The organism is Xanthomonas sp. LMG 12461 (genome assembly GCF_009192935.1).
GTDB lineage: Bacteria > Pseudomonadota > Gammaproteobacteria > Xanthomonadales > Xanthomonadaceae > Xanthomonas_A > Xanthomonas_A sontii.
The window spans coordinates 1-21,885 of sequence record NZ_NQYT01000058.1 but is presented as its reverse complement, the minus strand read 5'-3'; the positions used below and the strand labels follow the sequence as shown (position 1 = coordinate 21,885).

Sequence of the window (21,885 nt, the reverse complement as noted above, 5' to 3'; positions counted from 1 at the left end):
AATCGGGAATGGAGAATGGCAGAAGCGGCCGGTCGTCGCAGGTCGTCGCTAGCGGGGGGCGGCAGACGAGGGCTCTTCCGATTCCCCATTCCCTGTTCCCGATTCCCGGTCGTACAGCAAATCCCACACCCCATGCCCCAGATTCTGGCCGCGGGTCTCGAAGTGGGTCTGCGGGCGCCAGTCCGGGCGTGGCACGTGGCCGCGCGGGCCGGCGCGGTTGACCAGGCCGGGGGTGGCGTCGAGCACGTCCCACATCTGCTCGGCGTAGTCGGCCCAGTCGGTGGCGCAGTGCAGGCGGCCGCCGGCGCGCAGCTTGCGCACCAGCAGCGCGGCGAAGGCCGGCTGCAGCAGGCGCCGCTTGTTGTGGCGCTTCTTGTGCCAGGGGTCGGGGAAGTAGATGCGCACTTCGTCCAGGCTGCCGTCGGCGATCTCGTGCTGCAGCACCTCCACCGCATCGTGGTGGTACAGGCGCACGTGATCGGCGCCGTCCTCGGCCAGGGCGTTGAGCAGGCGGCCCACGCCCGGCGCATGCACCTCGATGCCGATGTAGTCGCGGCTGGGGTCGTGCTGCGCGGCATGGCGCAGCGCGGCACCGTTGCCGAAGCCGATCTCCAGCACCTTGGGCGCGGTGCGGCCGAAAGTGGCGTCCAGATCGCGCGGCTGGCCGCCGTAGTCCAGGCCGAAGCGCGGCCACAGCGCGTCGAACGCGCGCTGCTGGGCGGGAGTGAAGCGGCCCTGGCGCAGCACGAAGCTGCGCACCTGGCGATGGCCTTCCTCGACGGTGAAGGGTTTCGGCGGGGTCTTGGCGCCGGCGCTGGAGAACGGATCGGTCATGCCTGCGGCCTCACCCGATCAGTCCGTCGACCGGCGAGGAGGCGCTGGCGTAGCGCTTGCGCGGGATGCGCCCGGCCAGGAACGCCTCGCGGCCGGCTTCCACCGCCTTGCGCATGGCGCTGGCCATCAGCACGGGGTTGCGCGCGCCGGCGATGGCGGTATTCATCAGCACGCCGTCGCAGCCGAGCTCCATCGCGATCGCCGCGTCCGAGGCGGTGCCGACGCCGGCGTCGACGATGATCGGCACCTTGGCGTTGTCGATGATCTCCAGCAGGTTGTAGCGGTTCTGGATGCCCAGGCCGGAGCCGATCGGCGCGGCCAGCGGCATCACCGCCACGCAGCCGATCTCTTCCAGGCGCTTTGCCAGGATCGGGTCGTCGCTGGTATAGACCATCACCTCGAAGCCGTCGGCGACCAGGATTTCCGCGGCCTTGAGGGTCTGCACCACGTCCGGGAACAGGGTGCGCTGGTCGCCCAGCACTTCCAGCTTGGTCAGGTTGTGGCCGTCGAGCAGTTCGCGCGCCAGCCGGCAGGTGCGCACCGCGTCCTCGGCGGTGTAGCAGCCGGCGGTGTTGGGCAGGATGGTGTACTGCTCCGGCGGCAGCACGTCGAGCAGGTTGGGCTCGCCCGGATTCTGGCCGATGTTGCTGCGGCGGATCGCCACGGTGACGATCTGCGCAGCGGCGGCCTCGGTGGCCAGGCGGGTCTGTTCGAGATCGGCGAACTTGCCGGTGCCGGTGAGCAGGCGCGAACGGTAGGGTTTGCCGGCGATCACCAGCGCATCGTGGGGGGCGGGAGCGTTCATCGGCGGATTATCGCCCATCGCACCGGCCCTGCCGAGCCCGCGCACGGCGGTGAGATTCAGCCGCCGCCCAGCGCGTGCACGATCTCGACCCGGTCGCCGGCGTGCAGTTCGTGCTCGGCATGCGCGCCGCGCGGCACGATCTCGCCGTTGACCTCGACCGCCACGCGTCGCTGGCCCAGTCCTTCGGCCTGCAGCAGCGCGGCCACGGTGGTGGCCGGCGCCAGCGTGCATTGTCTGCCGTTCAATTCGATGTTCATGCCATCATTGTGCAATGCGCGCCGTGGGCGTGCGAGTCGCAATCTTGCGGCAGTGCAACGTGAGCGTGTCCGGCAGAGGTGGAATGATGTCGGCCATGCGGCTACGTATGGTGCGGCCGCTCCCCCGTTTCGCTGCATTTCTCGTGTTCCATTTCTGCCCGGGAGGGCTTCCATGACTTCGTCCATCCGTCCGCTCCGTTCGCTGCTCGCCGCCGCGATCGTGCTCGCCGCCGCGCCTGCGTTCGCGCAGTCCACCTATAGCCGCACCGTGTTCTTCGGCGACAGCCTGACCGACGCGGGCTACTACCGTCCGCTGCTGCCGGCCTCGGTGCGTGCGGTGACCGGCCAGTTCACCACCAACCCCGACTTCGTCTGGGCGCAGTACGTGGCCGAGTACTACGGCACCAACGCCGCCGCCAACGGCAACGGCCAGATCGGCGACGACTACGCCGCCGGCAATGCCCGTGTCGGCGTGGCCAACCCGAGCGCGCTGGGCGTGGCGCCGTCGCTGGCCACCCAGGCCAGCAACTACCTGGCCGCCAACGGCGGCAAGGCCGACCCGAACGCGCTGTATTCGGTGTGGGGCGGTGCCAACGATCTGTTCGCCATCGCCGGCGGTGCGCCGGTGCAGGCCACCATCGGCAATGCCGTGACCGCCGAAGTGGGCATCGTCGCCAGCCTGCAGAGCGCCGGTGCGCGCTACGTCATGGTCAACAACCTGCCGGACGTCGGCATCACCCCGCGCTTCCGCGCCGGCGGCGCCGCGGCGATGGCGCAGGGCACCGCGCTCGCCACCGCCTACAACACCGCGCTGTTCTCCGGCCTCAAGAGCGCCGGGCTGCGGGTGATTCCGGTCGATACCTTCCACCTGCTGCAGGAAGTAGTGGCCAACCCGGGCGCCTATGGCTTCACCAACGTCACCGGCACCGCCTGCCAGCCGCAGATCACCGCGCAGTCGCTGACCTGCAACCCGACCAGCTACGTCAGCGCCGATGCCGCCGACACCTACGTGTTCGCCGACGGCGTGCACCCGACCGGCCGCACCCACGAACTGCTGGCGCAGTACGCGCTGTCGATCCTGGAAGGCCCGCGCACCCAGCAGATCCTGACGCACTCGGCGCAGATGGTCGGCCGCTCGCGCGCCGACCAGGTCGCCTGGCACGTCGACGGCCGCCCGGAAGCGGATGGCGTGCGCTGGTGGGGCAACCTGCGCGGCGACATGCAGCGCTACCAGCATGGCGACCTGTACGACGGCATGGCCCCGGCGGGTCTGTTCGGCGTGGACTGGTCGCGTGGCGAGTGGGTGTTCGGCGGCTTCGGCGGCTTCGGTCGCACCGATGCCGACTTCGGCAACCGCGGCGGCGACTATACCCAGGACGACAGCACCCTCGGCGGCTTCGCCGGCTGGTACGGCGAGCATGCCTGGGTCAACGCCCAGGTCAGCTACACCTGGCTGAGCTACGACGTCACCCGCAAGGTCAACCTCGGCCCGGCCACCATCGAGCACAAGGGTTCGCCGGACGGCAGCAACCTGACCGCGGCGCTGCAGGGCGGCTACGAGTTCGGCGAGGGCAGCTTCAAGCACGGGCCGGTGGCCGCGGCGATCTGGCAGAAGGTCAAGCTCGATGGCTACACCGAGAGCAACCCGAACTCCAGCGCGCTGGGCTACAGCGACCGCGACGTCGAGTCGATGGTCGGCCGCATCGGCTGGAAGGCCAGCATCGATGCCGGCACGGTGAAGCCGTACCTGCAGGCCACCTACGACCACGAGTTCAAGAAGAACCAGGAAGCCACCGCGTACCTGCAGACCATGTCCGACCTGGGCGAGTACGCGGTGCCGGGCATCAACTTCGACCGCAACTACGCGTCGGTGGTGCTGGGCGCGCGGACCAAGCTGTGGGGCTTCGAGAGCAACGTCGGCCTCGCCACCACCACCGGCCAGTCGCGCGCGCACGACACCTCGCTGTTCGTGAACTTCGGCGGCAGCTTCTAAGCACTGCCCGACGTTGCCTGCCTTGCTCGGCTGTGTGCCGGGCAGGGTAGGGCAGATGAGGTGACGTAAACCAACGGCATTGGATGCCAGTTGTGGGAGGGGCTTCAGTCCCGACGCCTCTGATCTCGAGCCGTCGGGACTGAAGTCCCTTTCGCATTTGCCGGCTCATGATCGTCGGCTGCTTCGGCACCATGGCGCGCTGCAGCCCGCATCGCGCCGATTTCTTGCGCAACCCCCGGCCCAGCGCATAGACTGCACCGGCAACGCGGGCGTAGCTCAATGGTAGAGCTGTAGCTTCCCAAGCTACTGACGTGGGTTCGATTCCCATCGCCCGCTCCAGCTGTTGCAAGCGCTTTCGTGCTGTGCACCGCTCCGCAACACCGGGGCCGCTCCGCAATTTCTACTCCTTTTCTGGCTGCGCCTCGACACATTGTCGATGTGGTCGCGTCCTGCTGCGCAGCCCTGTTCGAAGGCCCTGTGTCGGACTGCGTCTGTCGCAGCGAGGAAGTCGCTGTCAAACCCGCTTCATCGACCAGCGCTAGGCTGGCAAACGCCTGAGCGTTCGCTCGTTGCCGGTGTTGCTTCTCGTGGTCGATCACAGCCGTCGTCGTTTTCTCACCCGCACGTCCATGGCCCTTGGGGCTGGCGCGACCATGCCGCTGTTGCCGGGCGTCATCCGCAGTGCGCTGGCGGTGCCGCCGGCGCGGGTCACCGGCACGCTGCAGGACGTGCAGCATGTGGTGATCCTGATGCAGGAGAACCGCTCCTTCGATCATTACTTCGGCTGTCTGCGCGGGGTGCGCGGCTATGGCGATCCGCGGCCGCTGCGGCTGCCCAGCGGCAAGCCGGTCTGGTACCAGCCCGAGCGCAAGGGCAGCGATCGTTACGTGCTGCCGTTCCGGCTCAACAGCCAGACCAGCAGCGCGCAGTGGATGAAGGATCTCAACCACGACTGGAAGGGCTCGCACGAGACCTGGAAGCACCACGATGCCTGGATCGCGCAGAAGAGCGCGATGAGCATGGGCCACTTCCAGCGCGAGGACCTGCCGTTCTACTACGCGCTGGCCGACGCCTTCACCCTTTGCGACGGCTACCACGCCTCGCTGTTCGGCCCGACCAATCCCAATCGCATGTACATGTTCACCGGCACCAGCGGCCTGAGCGTCGGCAACGACGGCGAGCAGGCGGTGAACAACCGCGACGACGGCAACTGGACCGCGGACATGGCGCGCGACAATCCGCGCTTTCCCGGCTATACCTGGAGCACCTACTCCGAGCGCCTGCAGCAGGCCGGCATCAGTTGGCAGGTCTATCAGGAGTTCGATAACTACGGCGACAACAGCCATCCGTACTTCGCTAACTTTCGCAAGCTGGACCGCGCGTCGCCGTTGTACCGCCGCGGCCGCGCCATCGTGCCTGGCTCCACCGCCGACAACGCCAAGGCCTCGCGCGGCGAACACCTGGTGGCCGCGTTCGAGCGCGACGTGCGCGCCGGCACGCTGCCGCAGGTGTCGTGGATCGTCGCGCCGTACCTGCTCAGCGAGCATCCCGAGGCCACCCCGGCCTATGGCGAATCCTTGAGCGCGCGGCTGCTGGAGGTGCTGGCCGCTTCGCCGGAGGTCTGGTCGAAGACGGTGTTCCTGATCAACTACGACGAGAACGACGGCTTCTTCGACCACGTGCCGCCGGCGTTGCCGGCGATCCGGCCGGAGCTGGGCGCCAGCAACGTGGACCTGCATGGCGAGGACTATCACGGCGTGCCGGTCGGGCTGGGGCCGCGGGTGCCGATGCTGGTGGTGTCGCCGTGGAGCCGCGGCGGCTGGGTGAACTCGCAGGTGTTCGACCACACCTCGGTGCTGCGCTTCCTGGAGCAGCGTTTCGGCGTGATGGAGCCGAACATCAATCCCTGGCGCCGCGCGGTTGCCGGCGATCTGACCTCCACGCTGGACTTCGTCGGCCACGATCCGGCGCCGGTGGCCTTGCCGGACACCCGCGACTACATCGCGCGCATCGATGCCACCGCGACGCTGCCGCCGCCACAGCGCCCTGCCCAGCAGGCGCTGCCGGTGCAGGAACCCGGGCAGCGCCCGGCACGCGCGCTGCCCTACGATTTCGATGTGCGGCTGCAGGTGCAGGCGGACGCGCGCGTGTTGCGCATGCGCAACCGCGGCACGGCAGGCGTTGCGCTCAATGCCTATGCCGACGAGGGTGTGGCTGGGCCCTGGTTCTACACGCTGGCCGCCGGCAGCGAGCTGCAGGATGCGCGCGCGTGGCGCGGCGATGCCGCCGATGCCGGCTACGCGTTGCGCGTGCACGGGCCCAACGGGTTCCTGCGCGAGTTCCATGGCGACGGGATCGGCGATGCCGGGCTGCAGACGGAGGCCGACTACGATGCTGCCGCGCAATGCTTGCTGCTGACGCTGGTCAATGCCGGTGAGCAGCCCTGCGCGTTGCGCGTGCGCGACGGGTATCGCGGCGATGGTGGCGAGCAGGCGATCACGCTGGCTGCCGGTGATCGCACCGTCCTGCGTCTGCCGCTGCAGGCGCAGCACCACTGGTATGACCTGACCATCGACAGCGCGACTTTGCCGCAGTGGCGGCGGCGCCTGGCCGGGCACATCGAGACCGGCCGGCCGAGCATGAGCGATCCGGCGATCGGCCGCGCGGTCGACGCGTAATGGCTGCACTGGCGCTCAGATGCGTGGCCAGTTTCTGGCTGAGCACGGATGTTGCTGGAGCAGGACCTATAGGTAATGTGGCCGCTGCAGGAGTCGCTGTGATCCGGGTTCACTAAGCGAGGCCATTGGCGCTTTGACCCTGTTGCATTCGGGACTGAAGTCCCTCCCACAAGGATGGGGACGGCCTTCGACGTCGCTGCCAGCAGGTGCGCATGACGCCCGGCGATGCGCCGGCGGTGGCGGCAGATTCAGTCGCGATCCTTTCGAGCGCATGCGATTCTGAAACGATGGCCAATGCTGCATGGCCATCCCCGCGCCTGTATGTTCGCCCAAAACGCAAACGCCGCCGCTGCAAGAGCAGCGGCGGCGCGTGATGCCTTCCCTGGCAGTGTCGCGTCGGCTCAGAACTTGCCGCTGAAGGTGACGAAGAACTGGCGCGGCGCACCGGCCATCAGCGTCTGGTTGTAGCCGTTGGGGTCGGAGACGACGTAGCCGTTGGTGCCGACGGTGGCGAAATAGCGCTTGTCGAACAGGTTGGTGACGTTCGCGCTCAGGCCCAGGTTCTGGAACATGCCGACCTGGCCGAAGTCGTAGCCGGCGCTGAGGTCGAAGCGCCAGTAGCTGGGCACCGACGAGTCGTTGAGGTAGCTGATGTAGCGGCGGCCGGTGTACTTGCCGTCCAGCGAGGCGTGCCAGCCGGCGTTTTCGTAGGCCAGGCTGCTGGAGAACATCCACTCGGGGATGCCGACCACCCGCTTGCCGGAGGTCGCCACCACGCCGCCATTGAGGTAGTCGTCCTGGTAGGTCGAGTCGTCATAGGACAGCGAGTTCAGCCAGCGCAGCTGTTCGATCGGGCGCCAGATCACCGCCAGGTCGGCACCCTGGCTACGCACCGAACCGACGTTGTTGAGCGTGGCCGAGCAGGTCTGGATCGCGCTGCACGGCGAGGTCACCAGCAGGCGGTCGTCGAAGGTGGTGTGGTATAGCGCCAGCGACGCTTCCACGCCGGCGCCGCGCACGCGGTAACCCAGTTCGTAGGTCTGCGCGGTCTCCGGCTCCAGCGAGCCCTTGATCGCATTGAACGCGGCCTGCGATTCCTGGAACGGGGTGAAGCCGAAGCCGGCCATGTTCTTGTTGTAGGAGGCGTAGACCTCCTGGTGATCGTCGATCTTGTAGTTGATGCCGACCTGCGGCAGCAGGTCCGAATCGGCCTTGATCTCGCCGGCGGCATTGGACGCGGAAGGCACCTGCGACTGCGCGGTGGTGTCGACGATCAGCTTCTTGGCGCCGAAGTTCAGGGTCAGGCGCTCGTCCATCAGGCGCAGCGTGTCCTGCGCGTAGATCATGGTGGTGTCGGTATCGTAGTGCTGGGCGAAGCCGCGCGCGAACAGGGTGCCGTTCTTGTTGAAGTAGTACAGATCGGTGAACGGGCCGTCGAGCAGGAAGTAGTTGCGCTCCTGCACGGTCTTGGCGTTCTGGTACCAGCCGCCGATCTCGATCTCGTTGCCGGCCACGGTGAAGTTCAGCGAGCCTGTGATGCCATGGCGGTTGAGGCGGTAGTCGGTGGTGCGCATCGACAGCGGCACGCTGGCCGAGGACGGCGCGTACGGCGTGGTCCACTGGCCTTCGCCGTTGTTGTCGTGATAGTAGCCGGTCAGGTTCAGCGTGGCGCTGCCGCCGAGGTTGAACACGCCGCTGAGCGCGGCCAGGTTGTCGCGGCGCAGGCCGGCGCCGGAGTAGTAGGAGGCATCGGCCTTGCCGTAGTCGGCGGGCAGGCCGTTGAGGCTGGCCGGGTAGCTGCCCTTGCCGTTGAGCGCGTTGGCGATCTGCACCGCGCTGTTCCAGTCCGGCATCAGGTAGTCCCAATCCCAGCCGAGGACCCGCTGCGAGGTCAGCGACAGGTCCATGATGTCGTATTCCTTGCGGTGCGAGCTGTCCAGGTACAGGCTGACCCGGTTGCCATCGCCCCACTGGTACAGCGCCTTGGCGTTGGCCTGGTTGTACTCGTTGTTGCCGTAGCCCTTCCACTTGTCCATTTCGCCGTGCACCAGCGAGGTGTACAGCGAGAAGCCGTGGATGTCGCCGGTATCGCCGCGCAGGTAGGTGCGGCGGGTGCTGTCGGAGCCGAGGGTCTGGCTGAAGCGGAAGCCGGCGTCGGCATCCGGATCGGCCGAGTAGTAGCGCACGGTGCCGCCGAGGTTGCTGCTCGACGGCGTGCCCAGGCCGCCGGCGCCCTGCGCCAGTTCCACCGAGGCCACGTTCTCGGAAATGATCGCGCGGGTCACCTGCAGGCCGTCGCTGACGCTGTAGCTCATGTTGCCCAGCGGCACGCCGTCCAGGGTGAAGCCGAGGCGGCTCTGGTCGAACCCGTGCAGGCTGATCGCGGTGGACCATTCGTAGGCGCCGAACGGGTCGGCCGACTGGAACTGCACGCCGGGCAGCTTGTCCAGGACCTTCAGCGCGCTGGTGCCGGGGGCGGCGATTCCGATGTCCTCACGGGTGATGCGCTGCACCTGGCGGGTGGTGCCGCTGGACACGACGGTGATCGCGTCGAGCATGGTGGCATCGTTGCCGCTCGCGCTGGCCGCCGCATCGGCGGTTGCGGTGGCGGCGGCCGGCGCGGTCTCGGCCAGCGCGGCGAAGGCCGGCAGGGCGGACGCGACGGCGAGCACCAGCGCGTGCGGGCGCAAGGATCTGGAAGTGGGGGTCATCGAAAGTCACCAATCAAGAGGGGGAGACGTTCCGGTCCTGCCGCGCGGGGCGCGGGCAGCCGGCACCGGGCCGGTACGCGGCCCGCCCGCCACGATGCAACGGTTTTGTGAACGTTTCGGGGCGGTCCGATGTCGGCTGTGGGACAGCACGCGGAACGTGGGTGATGGCGATCACCGCCGATCCCGGCCTTGCCGCGCGGGCGGCGGCGACGCGCGGCATCGCGGTGCCGGTGGCGCGACGTATGATGCCGGGCCAGCCACCGCCGCCGCCTTCGATGAAGCTCGCCATCCTGTCCCGCAATACCAAGCTGTACTCGACCCGGCGCCTGGTCGAGGCCGGCCGCGAACGCGGGCACACGGTGCGCGTGCTCGACCCGCTGCGCTGCTACATGCGCATCGCCGCCGGCGCTTTCACCATGCATTACAAGGGCAAGCCGATCACCGGCTACGACGCGGTGATCCCGCGCATCGGCAATTCGGTGACCCGCTACGGCACCGCGGTGCTGCGGCAACTGGAGATGATGGGCGTCTGCACGCCCAACCCGTCCGACGCGATCCTGCGCGCCCGCGACAAGCTGCGCGCGCACCAGCTGCTGGCGGCCAAGGGCATCGACATGCCGATGACCGTGTTTGGCGACAACCCGGACGACACCGGCGATCTGCTGTCCATGCTCGGCCCGCCGCCGCACGTGGTGAAGTTGAACGAGGGCACCCAGGGCACCGGGGTGATCCTGACCGAGAAGGCCAGCGCCTCGCGCGGCGTGGTCGAGGCGCTGCGCGGGCTGTATGCCAATTTCCTGGTGCAGGAGTTCATCGGCGAGGCCGAGGGCGCCGACCTGCGCTGCTTCGTGGTCGGCAACCAGGTGGTGGCGGCGATGCGCCGCACCGCGCCGGAGGGCGACTTCCGCTCCAACCTGCATCTGGGCGGCACCGCCGAGAAGACCGCGGCCAGCCGTGGCGAGCAGGAGGTCGCGGTACGCTCGGCCAAGGCGCTGGGCCTGGGCGTGGCCGGCGTCGATCTGATTCGCTCCAAGCGCGGGCCGCTGGTGCTGGAGGTCAACTCCACCCCGGGTCTGGAAGGCATCGAGACGGTCTGCGGACTGGATATCGCCGGCAAGGTCATCGAGCACCTCGAAGCTTGCCTGAAACGAAAGAAATCAGGGGCTTAGTCGCATTACTGGCCGTTCGTTCTGGCTTAACACCGGTTTAATTCCGCCCTGCGTAAGCTTCTCCGGACCGCAGCTCTGCCCTCCTCAGCAGGAACGGTAATCGGGATAGAAAAACTTCGGCCCAGGCAGCTCCGCTGCCTGGGTCTTTTTCTTGGGCGATTTGTTGGCGATCGCAGACCCCGGCCAACGCCGGGGTCGCGCTTGCGGGCATGTTTGCGCGGCAGCTACATTGCGACGCAATGGGGAACTGCGGAATGCAGGAGCCCGGATCGGTCACGGCGCCAAGGTGAGGCGCCCATGAACGTGAAGAAAGTGTTCGCACGGCAACTCAGTACAATTCGGCAGCGATCTGACTCGGGTGAACGTGTTCAAGAAGGAGGCGAGCCTGGCTTGGCGCAGGCGTTGCCGAAGAACGAATGGCAGACCGCGCCGTTTGCGAGCGCTGAAGCTCGCGAGCGGATCGGCTGGAGCGAGAACTGATAGCGGCGACGCGCTGTCCAAGGCAGCGAATCGTCAGGTGGATCGCGAGGGCGAAAGTTCGTCTGGGCACCCATCGGAACGCATTGCAAATACCATGGCGGCGTGCCGCCGTGGACGACGAGGAGGCGCGGCATCCGCGGCGCACTCTACTGATACGTAGTACGACTGACGGGGTACATGTTGGTGCGAATTCTAGTGATCGAAGACAACAGCGATATCGCTGCCAATCTCGGCGACTACCTCGAGGATCGCGGTCATACCGTCGATTTCGCCGCCGATGGCGTCACCGGTCTGCACCTGGCGGTGGTGCACGAGTTCGATGCGATCGTGCTCGATCTCAATCTGCCCGGCATGGACGGCATCGAGGTCTGCCGCAAGCTGCGCAACGAAGCGCGCAAGCAGACGCCGGTGCTGATGCTCACGGCGCGCGATTCGTTGGACAACAAGCTCGCCGGCTTCGATTCCGGCGCCGACGACTACCTGATCAAGCCGTTCGCGCTGCAGGAAGTGGAAGTGCGGCTCAACGCGCTGTCGCGCCGCGGCAAGGGCGTGCACACCCGGGTGCTGGAGACCGGCGATCTGGAATACAACCTGGATACGCTGGAAGTGCGTCGCCAGGGCAAGCTGCTGCAGCTCAATCCCACCGCGCTGAAGATCCTGCAGGCGCTGATGGAAGCCGCGCCGGCGGTGGTGACCCGGCAGGAACTGGAAACCCGCGTCTGGGGCGAGGAGCTGCCCGATTCCGATTCCCTGCGCGTGCATATCCATGGTCTGCGCGCGGTGGTGGACAAGCCGTTCGACGTGCCGATGATCCAGACCCGCCACGGCATCGGCTACCGCATCGCCGCGCCCGATGCCTGAAGCGCCTGCGTTGCCGCGTGTGGTGCGGCGGCGCGGACGCTACCGCCGCCGCCTCCGCAGCCGCATCATCCTCTCGTTCGTGCTGTTGGGCTTCGGGCTGACCGCACTGTTCGCGTTCGCCACCAACTGGGCGCGGGCACGCGTGGAGAACCAGCTGGTCGAGGTGGTGCTGAACCGCAACATCGACGAGTACTCGCACCGGTTCTTCTCCGATCCGTCGAAGAACCCGGATCTGCCGGTGCAGCAGATGGTCGGCCGGGTGGTCAAGAGCGACCGCTTCGAGGCGCTGCGGCGCGAGCAGCCGGAGTGGTACAACTTCTCCGACGGCATCCACAACGTGTCCGGTCGCGACGAAACCGGCAAGCCGTTCTCCTACAAGGTGGCGGTGCGCAAGACCCCGAACGTCTGGTTCTTCCTCGCCTATGACATGACCCAGACCATGCAGGGCGAGGTGCAGCTCAAGCGCACCCTGATCCTGTCGGTGCTGGTGTTCAGCGCATTGTCGCTGGTGATCGGCTGGTGGTCGGCGTCGCGGGTGATGCGGCCGGTGTCGGACCTAGCCGCACGCCTGCGCGCCTATCGCGGCAGCAGCGACCCCAAGCCGCTGGCGCCGCACTTCCCCGACGACGAGGTCGGCCAGCTGGCGGAGGCGCTGGACGACTATTCGGCGCGCCTGACCGAAGTGGTGCAGCGCGACCGCGAGTTCAATGCCGACGTCAGCCATGAACTGCGCACGCCGCTGGCGGTGATCCGTGGCGCCACCGAGCTGCTGCTGACCCGTCCCAATCTCGACGAGAAAGTGCTGCAGCGCCTGCAGCGCATCCAGCGCGCCGAACAGCAGTGCAGCGACTTGATCGGGTCGCTGCTGCTGCTGTCGCGCAACGAGCGCGGGCAGGGCCACAGCAACGTCGCCAAGGTGGCCGAGCAGTTGATCGAGTCGCATCGCGCGCAACTGGGCGGCAAGCCGCTGCAGTTGCTGCTGGAAGGCGAGCGCAACCTCACCATCGATGCACCGGAAGCGGCGCTGTCGGTGGCGCTGGGCAATCTGATCGGCAATGCCGTCAAGTACACCCAGGAAGGGCAGGTGGTGGTGCGGGTGTTGAGCGACGCGGTGCAGGTGATCGATTCCGGCCCGGGTCTGAGCGAGGAGGACGCGGCCAAGCTGTTCCAGCGCGGCTATCGCGGCACCCACGCCGGCCATTCGCAGGGCGGTGGCATCGGCCTGTCGATCGTCAGCCGCCTCTGCGATCTCTACGGCTGGCAGGTCAACGTGCGTCCGGGCGCCACCAAGGGCGTGGTGGCGACGCTGTGGTTCAAGCCGGCCTGAGCCTGGCGACGACGCTTCGTCCATCGCGTAGTAGCGGCTTCAGCCGCGACCGGGCATTCCCGGTGAAGATGATCGCGGCTGATCCCAGTGGGAACAAGGGCGACGACCTACAAAGACGCTGACGCCTTGGCCGCAGCCAGCGCACGGTACTGCTCGTCCAGCTTCTCCACCGCTTCCTGCAGTGCCGTTGCGGCGCCGTCGTTGACCACCACGTCGTCGGCAATGGCCAGACGCGTGACGCGGGTGGCCTGGGCCGCCAGCATGCGCTGCGCCAGGTCGGCGGTGATGCCGTCGCGTTGCATCAGGCGGGCGTGCTGCAGCGCCTCCGGGGCGTCGATCACCAGGATCCGGTCGAGCCAGGGATAGCGGGTGCGCGCACCGACCTCGGTCAACAACGGGATGGCGGCGATCGCGTATGGTCCGGCAGCCGCGCGGCACTGTTCCTGCAGCAACCGGCGAATGGCCGGATGGGTGATCGCTTCCAGGTCGCGGCGTGCCGCCGCATCCTCGAAAATGCGCTGGCGCAAGGCGGCGCGGTCGAGTTGCCCATCGTCCTGCAGGATCTGCGGCCCGAACCGCGCCACGATCTGTGCCAGGGCGGGGTGGCCGGGCGCGACCACCGCACGCGCGGCGAGGTCGGCATCGGCGACGACGATGCCCTTGGCCTCGAAGCGGCGGCTCAGTTCGCTCTTGCCGGAGGCCACGCCTCCGGTCAGGCCGACGACGAAATCAGTCAAGCCTTGGGCTCCGTCAGCGCAGTCCCGACCAGCGCATGTAGGTCTCCACGATCTCCGTGCCCCAGAAGAAGGTGATCCAGCCGGCGATCGCCAGATAGGGGCCGAACGGGATCGGCGTGGCGCGGTCGCGGCCCTTGGCCGCCAGCCACAGCGAACCCAGGATCGCACCGACCAGGGAGGAGATCAGGATGGTCGGCAGGATGCCCTTCAGGCCGCACCAGGCGCCGATCGCGGCGAGCAGCTTGAAGTCGCCATGGCCCATGCCCTCCTTGCCGGTGATCTGCTTGAACAGCCACCACACCGACCACAGCGAGAAGTAGCCGACCGCGGCGCCGAGCAGAGCGGGTTTGGCGGGCATGTACAGGTTGTCCATGCTGCCGATCAGGCCCAGCCACATCAGCGGCAGGGTCAACTGGTCCGGCAGCAGGCGCGTGCGCAGGTCGATGCCGGACAATGCCACCAGGAAACAACTGAACACGATCGCGCCGAAGCCCTGCCAGCCGAAGCCGAAGCGCCACACGCTGGCGACCACCAGCAGGCTGGTGAGGAGCTCCACCAGCGGGTACTGCGGCGAGATCGGCGCATGGCAGTAGCGGCACTTGCCGCGCAGCGCCAGCCAGCTGAACAGCGGGATGTTTTCGAACCAGGCCAGCTTGTGCTTGCAGTGCGGACAGTGCGACGGCTCCACCACGATGCCGGGCGGCGGCGGATCGTAGATGTCCGGCAGCTCCAGGATCTCGCGCGAATCGCGCTTCCACTGCCATTCCATGCGCCTGGGCATGCGCAGGATGACCACGTTGAGGAAGCTGCCCACCAGCAGGCCGAGCCCGGCCGCGGCCGGGAAGCCGAGGCCGGGGTGTTGATCGAGAAATGCCATTAATGCTTATCCAACGACGGAGGCCAGCTTGAAGATCGGCAGGTACATGCCGATGACCATGCCGCCGACGATGGTGCCGATGAACACCATGATCAACGGCTCGATCAGGCTGCTCAAGGCATCGACCGCATTGTTCACTTCCTGCTCGAAGTACTCGGCGACCTTGAACAGCATCGCGTCCAGCGCGCCGGCCTCTTCGCCGATCGCGGTCATCTGGATGACCATGTGCGGGAACAGGTTGGTTTGCTTCATCGCCATGTTGACCGGGTAGCCAACCGCGACGTCGTCGCGCATGCGCAGCACGGCTTTTTCGTACACGCTGTTACCGGTGGCGCCAGCGACGATATCCAGCGCCTCCACCAGCGGTACGCCGGCGCGGAAGGTCACCGCCAAGGTACGCGAGAAACGCGCGACCGAGCTGTTGTGCATGATCTGGCCGATGATCGGCACTTTGAGCACCAGTCGGTCCATCCCATGCTGCATCGCAAGCGAACGTTTGTAGGCGAAGATGAAGCCGCCGATGCTGCCTACCAATAAGAGCAATAGCATCCACCAGTACGACACCATGAAGCGTGAGGCGGAGACGATCATCTGGGTGAAGGCCGGCAGTTCCGCGCCAAAACCCTTGAACACATCCTCGAATTGGGGCACCACCCAGACCAACAGGATGGAACTGACAATCAAAGCAACGGCCATCACCATGGCTGGATAGAACAAGGCTTTTCTGATCTTGCCCTTCAGGGCCTCGATGTTTTCCTTGTAGGTTGCGACTGTCTCCAGCACGGTCTCAAGAACGCCGGCCCCTTCGCCGGCACGTACCAAATTGCGGTACAACTCGTCAAATTGCACCGGATGTCTGCTGATTGCTTCATAGAGCGAAGAGCCGCCCTCGATGTCTGTCCGGATCTGGTCGACCATCTGCTTCATGCGCGGATTCTTGTGCCCGCTGGCGATGATCTCCAGGGAGCCCACGATCGGGACGCCGGACTTCATCATGGTCGCCATTTGGCGGCTGAAGAAAGCAATGTCCTTGGCGCCGATCTTGCGACCGTTAGCGCCAAACAAAGGTTTTGGCTTAGGCTTGACTAAAGACGGGGTGATGCCTTGGCGGCGGAGTTCTGCGCGCAGTAGGTTGGCACTTTTCGCCGTCTGCTCGCCCTTCATCTTGATGCCGCGCTTGTCTGTGCCCTCCCAGACGAAAGGCACCTGCTGGCTGGCCGCACGCGCGACCGGTTCTTTTTTGACTGCGCTGCGCGTTGCGGACATCGGATCGTCTCCCCGTCCGGCCATCCCCAGGCGGACTGGAGGATAGTATAGGTTTCCGGGGCAACTGGCACCTAAACCCATAGCGCGCGCCATCCCGTCCCCTCGAAGTGACGCATCGCGTCACTTTTTGACGCATCAGGTCGAATGGCCCATCCCGTCGCAAATCGCTGATTTGGGAGAATTTCGTCCGCCACTCTCAGGCATCATGGTTGTGCGGGGCATTTGGCGAGGCGTGCTACAAGGCGTGAGAAGTTGGCACGCGATCTGCTTTAAGCATCTTGCACGTGGCACTCCGCCGCGGCGCTCGGGGAGTTCCCTCCGCGGGCGAGTGCCAGCTATCTCAACCTGTACAAACCATCTCTAGGGGTTCATTATGAAGAAGCAAGAGGGCTTTACCCTGATCGAATTGATGATCGTTGTTGCGATCATCGCTATCTTGGCTGCCATTGCGCTGCCTGCTTATCAGGATTATACCATTCGGTCCCGTGTTAGCGAACTTGCGGTAATGGCGAGCTCTTTCAAAACGACAGTCGCTGAAAATATCGCCAACAATGGCGGGGCGCTCTCTACCAAAAACTGCACTGGCGTCGGTGCCACTGCGGCAACCACGAATATGGCCTCTATCACTTGCGCAGATGCGACCGGTGTTATCACTGTCACTGGCGATGCAACCAAGACCAAGGGTACCATTTTGACCTATACCCCTACGGTTGGCGCGGCCAATTCCGCAGTTGGTACGACCTGGAAATGCGTTGGTAGCGGTAGCCAGGCTAAGTATTACCCTGCTGAATGCCGCTGAGTGTTTGTGTCTTAATTTGCGTTGTGAAAAGTCCCGCGGAAGCGGGACTTTTCATTTGGTGAGAAGTGGTTATTGACTGGGTGTTTTGTCTTTGCATCTGGGTAGTAGTCATGATTTTATCGGCTTTACGGAAAAAATTAGTGCGCTGAATGTTGTGTTGGCTGCCTAGTCGCTCAAAATCCATTTCAGTATAATGGGCTTATGAATAATCTGACATCTGCCAACCTCGTCGGTATCACCGGAATCGCCCGCCGTCTTGTTCAGGATGGCGCGCTAGAGGAAGCTGCTGCGCGGACGGCGATGGCGCACGCAGCCGAGGCAAAGGTCCCTCTGCCGCAGTGGTTCTCCGAGAAGAAGCTGGTCACTGCCGCGCAACTGGCCGCTGCGAACGCGGTCGAGTTCGGCATGCCGTTGATGGATGTCTCGGTCTTCGATGCCAGCCAGAACGCGATGAAGCTGGTCAGCGAGGAGTTGCTGCAGAAGTACCAGGTGCTGCCGCTGTTCAAGCGCGGCGGCCGCCTGTTCGTCGGCATCAGCAACCCGACCCAGACCCGGGCGCTGGACGACATCAAGTTCCACACCAATCTGACGGTGGAGCCGATCCTGGTCGACGAGGACCAGATCCGCCGGACCCTGGAGCAGTGGCAGGCCAGCAACGATTCCCTCGGCAGCGCGCTGGGCGACGACGAGGGCATGGACAACCTCGATGTCGGCGGCGGCGACGAGGACATGGGCGGCGGTGGCGACACCGGCATCGACGCCAAGGGGGAGGACACCCCGGTCGTCAAGTTCGTGAACAAGGTGCTGGTGGATGCGATCCGCCGCGGCGCGTCCGACATCCACTTCGAGCCCTACGAGGACGACTACCGGGTGCGCCTGCGCATCGATGGCCTGCTCAAGAGCGTGGCCAAGGCGCCGGTCAAGCTCAACCAGCGCATCGCCGCGCGCCTGAAGGTGATGGCGCAGCTGGACATCGCCGAGAAGCGGGTCCCACAGGACGGCCGCATCAAGCTCAATCTGTCCAAGAACAAGCAGATCGATTTCCGCGTCAGCACGCTGCCGACGCTGTTCGGCGAGAAGATCGTGCTGCGTATCCTCGATGGCAGCGCGGCCAAGCTGGGCATCGACAAGCTCGGCTACGAGCCGGAGCAGCAGAAGCTGTTCCTGGACGCGATCCACAAGCCGTACGGCATGGTCCTGGTCACCGGCCCCACCGGCTCGGGCAAGACGGTGTCGCTGTACACCGCGCTGGGCATCCTCAACGACGATACCCGCAACATCTCCACCGCCGAGGATCCGGTCGAAATCCGCCTGCCCGGGGTCAACCAGGTGCAGCAGAACAACAAGCGCGGCATGACCTTCGCGGCGGCGCTGCGCTCGTTCCTGCGCCAGGATCCGGACATCATCATGGTCGGCGAAATCCGCGACCTGGAGACCGCCGAGATCGCGATCAAGGCCGCGCAGACCGGTCACATGGTGCTGTCAACCCTGCACACCAACGACGCGCCGCAGACCATTGCGCGCCTGATGAACATGGGCATCGCGCCCTACAACATCACCAGTTCGGTGACCCTGGTCATCGCCCAGCGCTTGGCGCGGCGCCTGTGCAACAACTGCAAGCGTCCAGTCCAGTTGCCGGAAAAGGCCTTGCTGGCCGAAGGCTTCACCGAGGCGGAGATCGCCGCCGGCGTCCAACTGTACGAAGCGGTCGGCTGCGACGAGTGCACCGAGGGCTACAAGGGCCGCACCGGCATCTATCAGGTGATGCCGATGAACGACGAGATCGCGGCGATCGTGCTGCAGGGCGGCAACGCCATGGACATCGCCAGCGCCGCGCAGAAGATCGGCGTCAAGGACCTGCGCCAGTCGGCCCTGCTCAAGGCCCGCAACGGCATCACCAGCCTGGCCGAGATCAATCGGGTGACGAAGGATTGAAGAGCCGGGAATGGGGAATCGGGAGTGGGGAATCGGAAAGGCGGCTTTTCCGTCCCTGTTGATCTCCCGGTAGTCCAGGCATTGTTCCCAGGCTTCTCGACGCTTGGCGCGGGCGGACAATGCCGGCTGTGCCCAACCGCATTACCCCACTCAATTTGGCGAAGGGCTAAGAGCAGCTAGGAGATCGGCTCTTCCCATTCCCCAATCCCGATTCCCCATTCCCGGCTTCACTACTCCATCCCCAGCTTCTTCAGCTTGTAGCGCAACGCCCGAAAGGTGATGCCCAACTGCGCGGCGGTGCGGGTCTTGTTCCAGCGGTTCTCTTCCAGCGCCTTCTGGATCGCGGCGCGTTCGAGTTGCTCGATGTAGGACGGCAGGGCGGAGGAGCTGGGGTCGATGTCGACCACGCCGCGCGGCAGGGCCGGGGCGGCTTCGGCGGCGCTGCGGGCATGGTTGCCGGGTTGCGGCAGGCGCAGGTCGGTGGCGCTGATCTGGTCGTCCTCGGCCATTGCCAGGGCGCGCTCAAGGATGTTTTCCAGTTCGCGCACGTTGCCGGGGAAGGCGTAGCTGCTCAGGGCGTCCAGCGCGGAGGGCGACAGCAGCGGGGTGGGCCGGCCGTGGCTCTTGGCCAGTCGCGCCAGGATCGCCGCGGCCAGTTGCGGCAGGTCGCCGCCGCGCTCGCGCAGCGGTGGCACGCGCAGCTCGATCACGTTGATGCGGTAGTACAGGTCGTGGCGGAAGCGGCCCTCTGCGACCAGGTCGGCCAGGTCCTTGTGCGTGGCCGAGAGGATGCGCACGTCCACCGGCACCTCGGTGGCGGCGCCGACCGGGCGGACCGATTTTTCCTGGATCGCGCGCAGCAGCTTGACCTGCATCGGCAGCGGCAGTTCGGCGACCTCGTCGAGGAACAGGGTGCCGCCGTGCGCAGCCTGGAACAGGCCGGCCTGGTCGGCGTGGGCGCCGGTGAAGCTGCCCTTCTTGTGGCCGAAGAACTCGCTTTCCATCAGTTCGGCCGGGATCGCGCCGCAGTTCACCGGAACGAAGGGGCCGGCGGAGCGGGCGCCCTGTTCGTGGATGGTGCGCGCGACCAGTTCCTTGCCCACGCCGGATTCGCCGAGGATGTAGACCGGCGCCTGGTTGCGCGCGACCTTGGCGATGGTGCTGCGCAGGGCGTCCATCGCCGCCGAGGCGCCGAGCAGGCGGCTGGCCTGTTCCGGGGCCGGCTGTGGCGGCGCGGCGCGGCTCTCGCTGTTGAGTTCCAGTGCATGCTTGACCAGGCCGCGCAGCACCTGGATGTCCACCGGCTTGCTGACGAAGTCGAAGGCGCCGGCCTTCAGCGCCTCCACCGCCAGGTCCATGCTGCCGAAGGCGGTGATCATCGCCACCGGCGTGCGCGGGTAATGCTTGGCGATCTCGCTGACCAGTTCGATGCCGTTGCCGTCGGGCAGGCGCATGTCGGTGATGCACAGATCGTAGGGATTGCTCGCCAGCAGTTCGCGCGCTTCGGCGAGGTTGGCGGCGGTGCTGATGCGCAGCCCCATCCGGCCCAGGGTCAGGACCAGCAACTCGCGGATGTCGCGCTCGTCGTCGACGACCAGGGCGCTTCGGGTTTCGTTCATGTGCAGGGAAGATAGCGTAGGAACCGGTGCATGCGCCAATTTACCGGCGCCGGCCGCGCGCTGGCGGAGCGATTCTCACCTGTCAGCCGCTGAGCATGGCGTGCGGGCCGGGCAGGGCGACGCGGAAGCAGGCGCCGCCGGCCGGCACCGGCACGTACTCCAACCGCGCCTGGTTGGCCCGGCACAGCTCGCGGGCGATGTACAGGCCGAGCCCGGTGCCGTGCTCGGAGGTGGTGAAGAACGGCCGGAACAGCTGCGCCGCCACCGCCTCGGGAATGCCGGGGCCGCGGTCCATCACGTCGACGATGGCGTTGCGCTCCTGCAGCGCCACGCGCAGGCGCACCCGCGCCGGCTCCTCCATCACCCGCCCGTACTTGAGCGCGTTGTGCACCAGGGCGCTGAGGATCTGGTGCAGGTGTTTGGGGTCGACCAGCGCGTGTACCGGCTGCGGGGCGAGGATCGCCTCGAGGCTGTCGGTCTCGATCGACAGGGTCTGCCGGTATTCCAGGACGAAGCGGCGCACGAACGCGCCCAGGTCCAGGTTCTCCGGATTGGAGCGCTCGCGCCGGGCCAGGCCGAGCACGCTCTCGACGATGCCGTTGGTGCGCTGGCACTGCTGGTGGATGATCTGCAGCAGGCGGCGGTCGGCATCGCCGATCGCCGGGGATTCCTCCAGCAGCTGCGAGGCGTAGTTGATCGCGGCCAGTGGGTTGCGGATCTCGTGGGCCAGGCTGGCCGAGAAGCGGCCCAGCGCCGACAGCGTCAACGATTCGGCGCGCCGCGAGACCACCGTGGCGTCGTCGAGGAACACCAGGGTCAGGTCGCCCTCGGCCAGCAGCCGGGCAAAGCGCGGCTGCACCTCCGGCTGGTCCGGCGACAGCTGCAGCGGGCTTTCGTCCTGGTTCCAGCCGTTGCGCCAGCGCTGCAGGCGCCGGGCCAGTTCCGGCGCGGCGCTGGCCAGATCCAGCCGGCCGCTGCCGCTGTTGCCGTCGGTATCGCCGAGCAGGGCCGACGCGGCCTCGTTGGCCAGCGTCACCCGGTTCTGCGCGTCCACCACCAGCACCCCGGTGCGCATGCGGCGGATGATCAGTTCGTTGATTTCGTAGAGATTGGCCACCTCGGCGCCACGGCGCTCGGCCAGGTGCTGGCTGGTGCGCGCACGCTGGCCGATCCGGTTGCAGATGTAGGCCACCGCCAGGTAGCTGGTGGCGAACATCGCCAGTTCGGCCAGGCTGCGGGTGTTGTCGGCGCCGTCCAGCACGCTCCAGACGTATTCGGCCAGCGTCGCCGCCGAGGCGGTCAGGGCGATGGCGATGCCGCCGCGCAGGCGCAGCAGCATCGCCGCCGCGGCGACGTTGAACAGCAGCATCATCGCGATGCCGGCGCTGGCCGCGGGCAGGGCATGCGCGGCCAGGGTCGCGGCGACGATGTCGGCCAAGGCGCTGAAACCGACGATCGGCGCCAGGTGCGCCTCGTTGCGCCCCCACATCAGCAACGCCAGCGCCACCGCCAGGTAGGCGGTGGCGCTGGCGTTGCT

At 66.6% G+C, this 21,885-nt stretch carries 17 protein-coding genes and 1 tRNA gene; 9 read left to right on the top strand and 9 right to left on the bottom strand.

What is annotated here, in order from left to right; translation table 11 throughout:
• Nucleotides 1-48: 48 nt before the first annotated feature.
• From trmB to thiS, 3 genes are read right to left on the bottom strand one after another with little or no spacing between them, the layout of a single operon-like run.
• Entirely contained in the window at nt 49-834 is a 786-nt protein-coding gene (trmB, locus tag CEK68_RS15015; protein ID WP_152239849.1) for a tRNA (guanosine(46)-N7)-methyltransferase TrmB, read from the bottom strand.
• A 10-nt stretch (nt 835-844) separates the two neighbouring features.
• The gene (locus tag CEK68_RS15010; protein ID WP_017910410.1) at nt 845-1,639 is read right to left on the bottom strand and encodes a thiazole synthase; all 795 of its coding nucleotides are present in this window, start codon (nt 1,637-1,639) and stop codon (nt 845-847) included.
• Between the two features lie 56 nt (nt 1,640-1,695).
• Entirely contained in the window at nt 1,696-1,896 is a 201-nt protein-coding gene (gene thiS, locus CEK68_RS15005) for a sulfur carrier protein ThiS (protein WP_017914741.1), read from the bottom strand.
• A gap of 172 nt (nt 1,897-2,068) precedes the next feature.
• Between thiS and CEK68_RS15000 the strand changes: the two genes are divergently transcribed.
• The 3 genes from CEK68_RS15000 to CEK68_RS14990 all read left to right on the top strand — a co-directional run bounded on the left by CEK68_RS15000 (nt 2,069) and on the right by CEK68_RS14990 (nt 6,567).
• The gene (locus CEK68_RS15000; protein WP_152239848.1) at nt 2,069-3,889 is read left to right on the top strand and encodes an autotransporter domain-containing protein; all 1,821 of its coding nucleotides are present in this window, start codon (nt 2,069-2,071) and stop codon (nt 3,887-3,889) included.
• A gap of 265 nt (nt 3,890-4,154) precedes the next feature.
• A tRNA-Gly gene (locus CEK68_RS14995) sits at nt 4,155-4,228 on the top strand.
• A 290-nt stretch (nt 4,229-4,518) separates the two neighbouring features.
• Entirely contained in the window at nt 4,519-6,567 is a 2,049-nt protein-coding gene (locus CEK68_RS14990) for a phospholipase C, phosphocholine-specific (RefSeq protein ID WP_193314216.1), read from the top strand.
• A gap of 401 nt (nt 6,568-6,968) precedes the next feature.
• Here CEK68_RS14990 and CEK68_RS14985 read toward each other — a convergent pair whose 3' ends face one another.
• Nucleotides 6,969-9,278: a TonB-dependent receptor gene (locus tag CEK68_RS14985; protein WP_152239846.1), complete on the bottom strand. Its 2,310-nt coding sequence runs from the start codon at nt 9,276-9,278 to the stop codon at nt 6,969-6,971.
• A 275-nt stretch (nt 9,279-9,553) separates the two neighbouring features.
• On the opposite strand from CEK68_RS14985, the gene rimK reads away from it, so the two are divergent.
• The 4 genes from rimK (at nt 9,554) to CEK68_RS14965 (ending at nt 13,115) form a co-directional block, all read left to right on the top strand.
• Nucleotides 9,554-10,447, top strand: a complete 894-nt coding sequence (gene rimK / locus CEK68_RS14980; protein WP_026143298.1) for a 30S ribosomal protein S6--L-glutamate ligase — start codon at nt 9,554-9,556, stop codon at nt 10,445-10,447.
• A 297-nt stretch (nt 10,448-10,744) separates the two neighbouring features.
• Nucleotides 10,745-10,927, top strand: a complete 183-nt coding sequence (locus CEK68_RS14975; RefSeq protein ID WP_152239845.1) for a hypothetical protein — start codon at nt 10,745-10,747, stop codon at nt 10,925-10,927.
• A 183-nt stretch (nt 10,928-11,110) separates the two neighbouring features.
• A complete protein-coding gene (locus CEK68_RS14970) occupies nt 11,111-11,788 on the top strand; it encodes a response regulator transcription factor (RefSeq protein WP_010340533.1) in 678 nt (225 codons plus the stop codon).
• Nucleotides 11,781-13,115, top strand: coding sequence for a HAMP domain-containing sensor histidine kinase (locus CEK68_RS14965; protein WP_148828478.1), 1,335 nt, complete (start codon nt 11,781-11,783; stop codon nt 13,113-13,115). The genes CEK68_RS14970 and CEK68_RS14965 overlap by 8 nt, the downstream gene beginning before the upstream one ends.
• A 107-nt stretch (nt 13,116-13,222) precedes the next feature.
• Here CEK68_RS14965 and coaE read toward each other — a convergent pair whose 3' ends face one another.
• From coaE to CEK68_RS14950, 3 genes are read right to left on the bottom strand one after another with little or no spacing between them, the layout of a single operon-like run.
• Nucleotides 13,223-13,852, bottom strand: a complete 630-nt coding sequence (gene coaE, locus CEK68_RS14960) for a dephospho-CoA kinase (RefSeq protein WP_152239844.1) — start codon at nt 13,850-13,852, stop codon at nt 13,223-13,225.
• 13 nt (nt 13,853-13,865) lie between these two features.
• Complete coding sequence (locus tag CEK68_RS14955; protein ID WP_017910397.1) at nt 13,866-14,729, bottom strand: A24 family peptidase; 864 nt, start codon at nt 14,727-14,729, stop codon at nt 13,866-13,868.
• A gap of 6 nt (nt 14,730-14,735) precedes the next feature.
• The gene (locus CEK68_RS14950) at nt 14,736-15,995 is read right to left on the bottom strand and encodes a type II secretion system F family protein (RefSeq protein ID WP_152239843.1); all 1,260 of its coding nucleotides are present in this window, start codon (nt 15,993-15,995) and stop codon (nt 14,736-14,738) included.
• 373 nt (nt 15,996-16,368) lie between these two features.
• Here CEK68_RS14950 and CEK68_RS14945 point away from each other — a divergent pair, with 373 nt between their 5' ends.
• Together CEK68_RS14945 and pilB are read left to right on the top strand one after the other, a co-directional pair.
• On the top strand, nt 16,369-16,794 hold the full coding sequence (locus CEK68_RS14945; RefSeq protein WP_152181793.1) for a pilin: 426 nt from the start codon (nt 16,369-16,371) through the stop codon (nt 16,792-16,794).
• Between the two features lie 201 nt (nt 16,795-16,995).
• Nucleotides 16,996-18,729 (top strand): type IV-A pilus assembly ATPase PilB, encoded by a 1,734-nt coding sequence (gene pilB / locus CEK68_RS14940; protein WP_152239842.1) that lies wholly within the window; start codon nt 16,996-16,998, stop codon nt 18,727-18,729.
• Nucleotides 18,730-18,959: 230 nt separating this feature from the next.
• Here the strand turns inward: pilB and CEK68_RS14935 are convergent, their stop codons facing one another.
• Nucleotides 18,960-20,348: a sigma-54 dependent transcriptional regulator gene (locus tag CEK68_RS14935; RefSeq protein WP_017914870.1), complete on the bottom strand. Its 1,389-nt coding sequence runs from the start codon at nt 20,346-20,348 to the stop codon at nt 18,960-18,962.
• Nucleotides 20,349-20,430: 82 nt separating this feature from the next.
• A partial coding sequence (locus CEK68_RS14930; protein WP_152239841.1) for an ATP-binding protein occupies nt 20,431-21,885 on the bottom strand: 1,455 nt, incomplete at its 5' end.

Excerpts from the sequence above, each read along its gene's own strand:
- CEK68_RS14990 (WP_193314216.1), top strand. The coding sequence starts at position 4,519 with ATGGCCCTTGGGGCTGGCGCGACCATGCCGCTGTTGCCGGGCGTCATC.
- CEK68_RS14975 (WP_152239845.1), top strand. The coding sequence starts at position 10,745 with ATGAACGTGAAGAAAGTGTTCGCACGGCAACTCAGTACAATTCGGCAG.
- thiS (WP_017914741.1), bottom strand. The coding sequence starts at position 1,896 with ATGAACATCGAATTGAACGGCAGACAATGCACGCTGGCGCCGGCCACC.
- pilB (WP_152239842.1), top strand. The coding sequence starts at position 16,996 with ATGAATAATCTGACATCTGCCAACCTCGTCGGTATCACCGGAATCGCC.
- CEK68_RS14955 (WP_017910397.1), bottom strand. The coding sequence starts at position 14,729 with ATGGCATTTCTCGATCAACACCCCGGCCTCGGCTTCCCGGCCGCGGCC.
- CEK68_RS14950 (WP_152239843.1), bottom strand. The coding sequence starts at position 15,995 with ATGTCCGCAACGCGCAGCGCAGTCAAAAAAGAACCGGTCGCGCGTGCG.
- CEK68_RS14945 (WP_152181793.1), top strand. The coding sequence starts at position 16,369 with ATGAAGAAGCAAGAGGGCTTTACCCTGATCGAATTGATGATCGTTGTT.
- CEK68_RS14935 (WP_017914870.1), bottom strand. The coding sequence starts at position 20,348 with ATGAACGAAACCCGAAGCGCCCTGGTCGTCGACGACGAGCGCGACATC.
- CEK68_RS15010 (WP_017910410.1), bottom strand. The coding sequence starts at position 1,639 with ATGAACGCTCCCGCCCCCCACGATGCGCTGGTGATCGCCGGCAAACCC.
- CEK68_RS14985 (WP_152239846.1), bottom strand. The coding sequence starts at position 9,278 with ATGACCCCCACTTCCAGATCCTTGCGCCCGCACGCGCTGGTGCTCGCC.
- CEK68_RS15000 (WP_152239848.1), top strand. The coding sequence starts at position 2,069 with ATGACTTCGTCCATCCGTCCGCTCCGTTCGCTGCTCGCCGCCGCGATC.
- CEK68_RS14965 (WP_148828478.1), top strand. The coding sequence starts at position 11,781 with ATGCCTGAAGCGCCTGCGTTGCCGCGTGTGGTGCGGCGGCGCGGACGC.
- rimK (WP_026143298.1), top strand. The coding sequence starts at position 9,554 with ATGAAGCTCGCCATCCTGTCCCGCAATACCAAGCTGTACTCGACCCGG.
- trmB (WP_152239849.1), bottom strand. The coding sequence starts at position 834 with ATGACCGATCCGTTCTCCAGCGCCGGCGCCAAGACCCCGCCGAAACCC.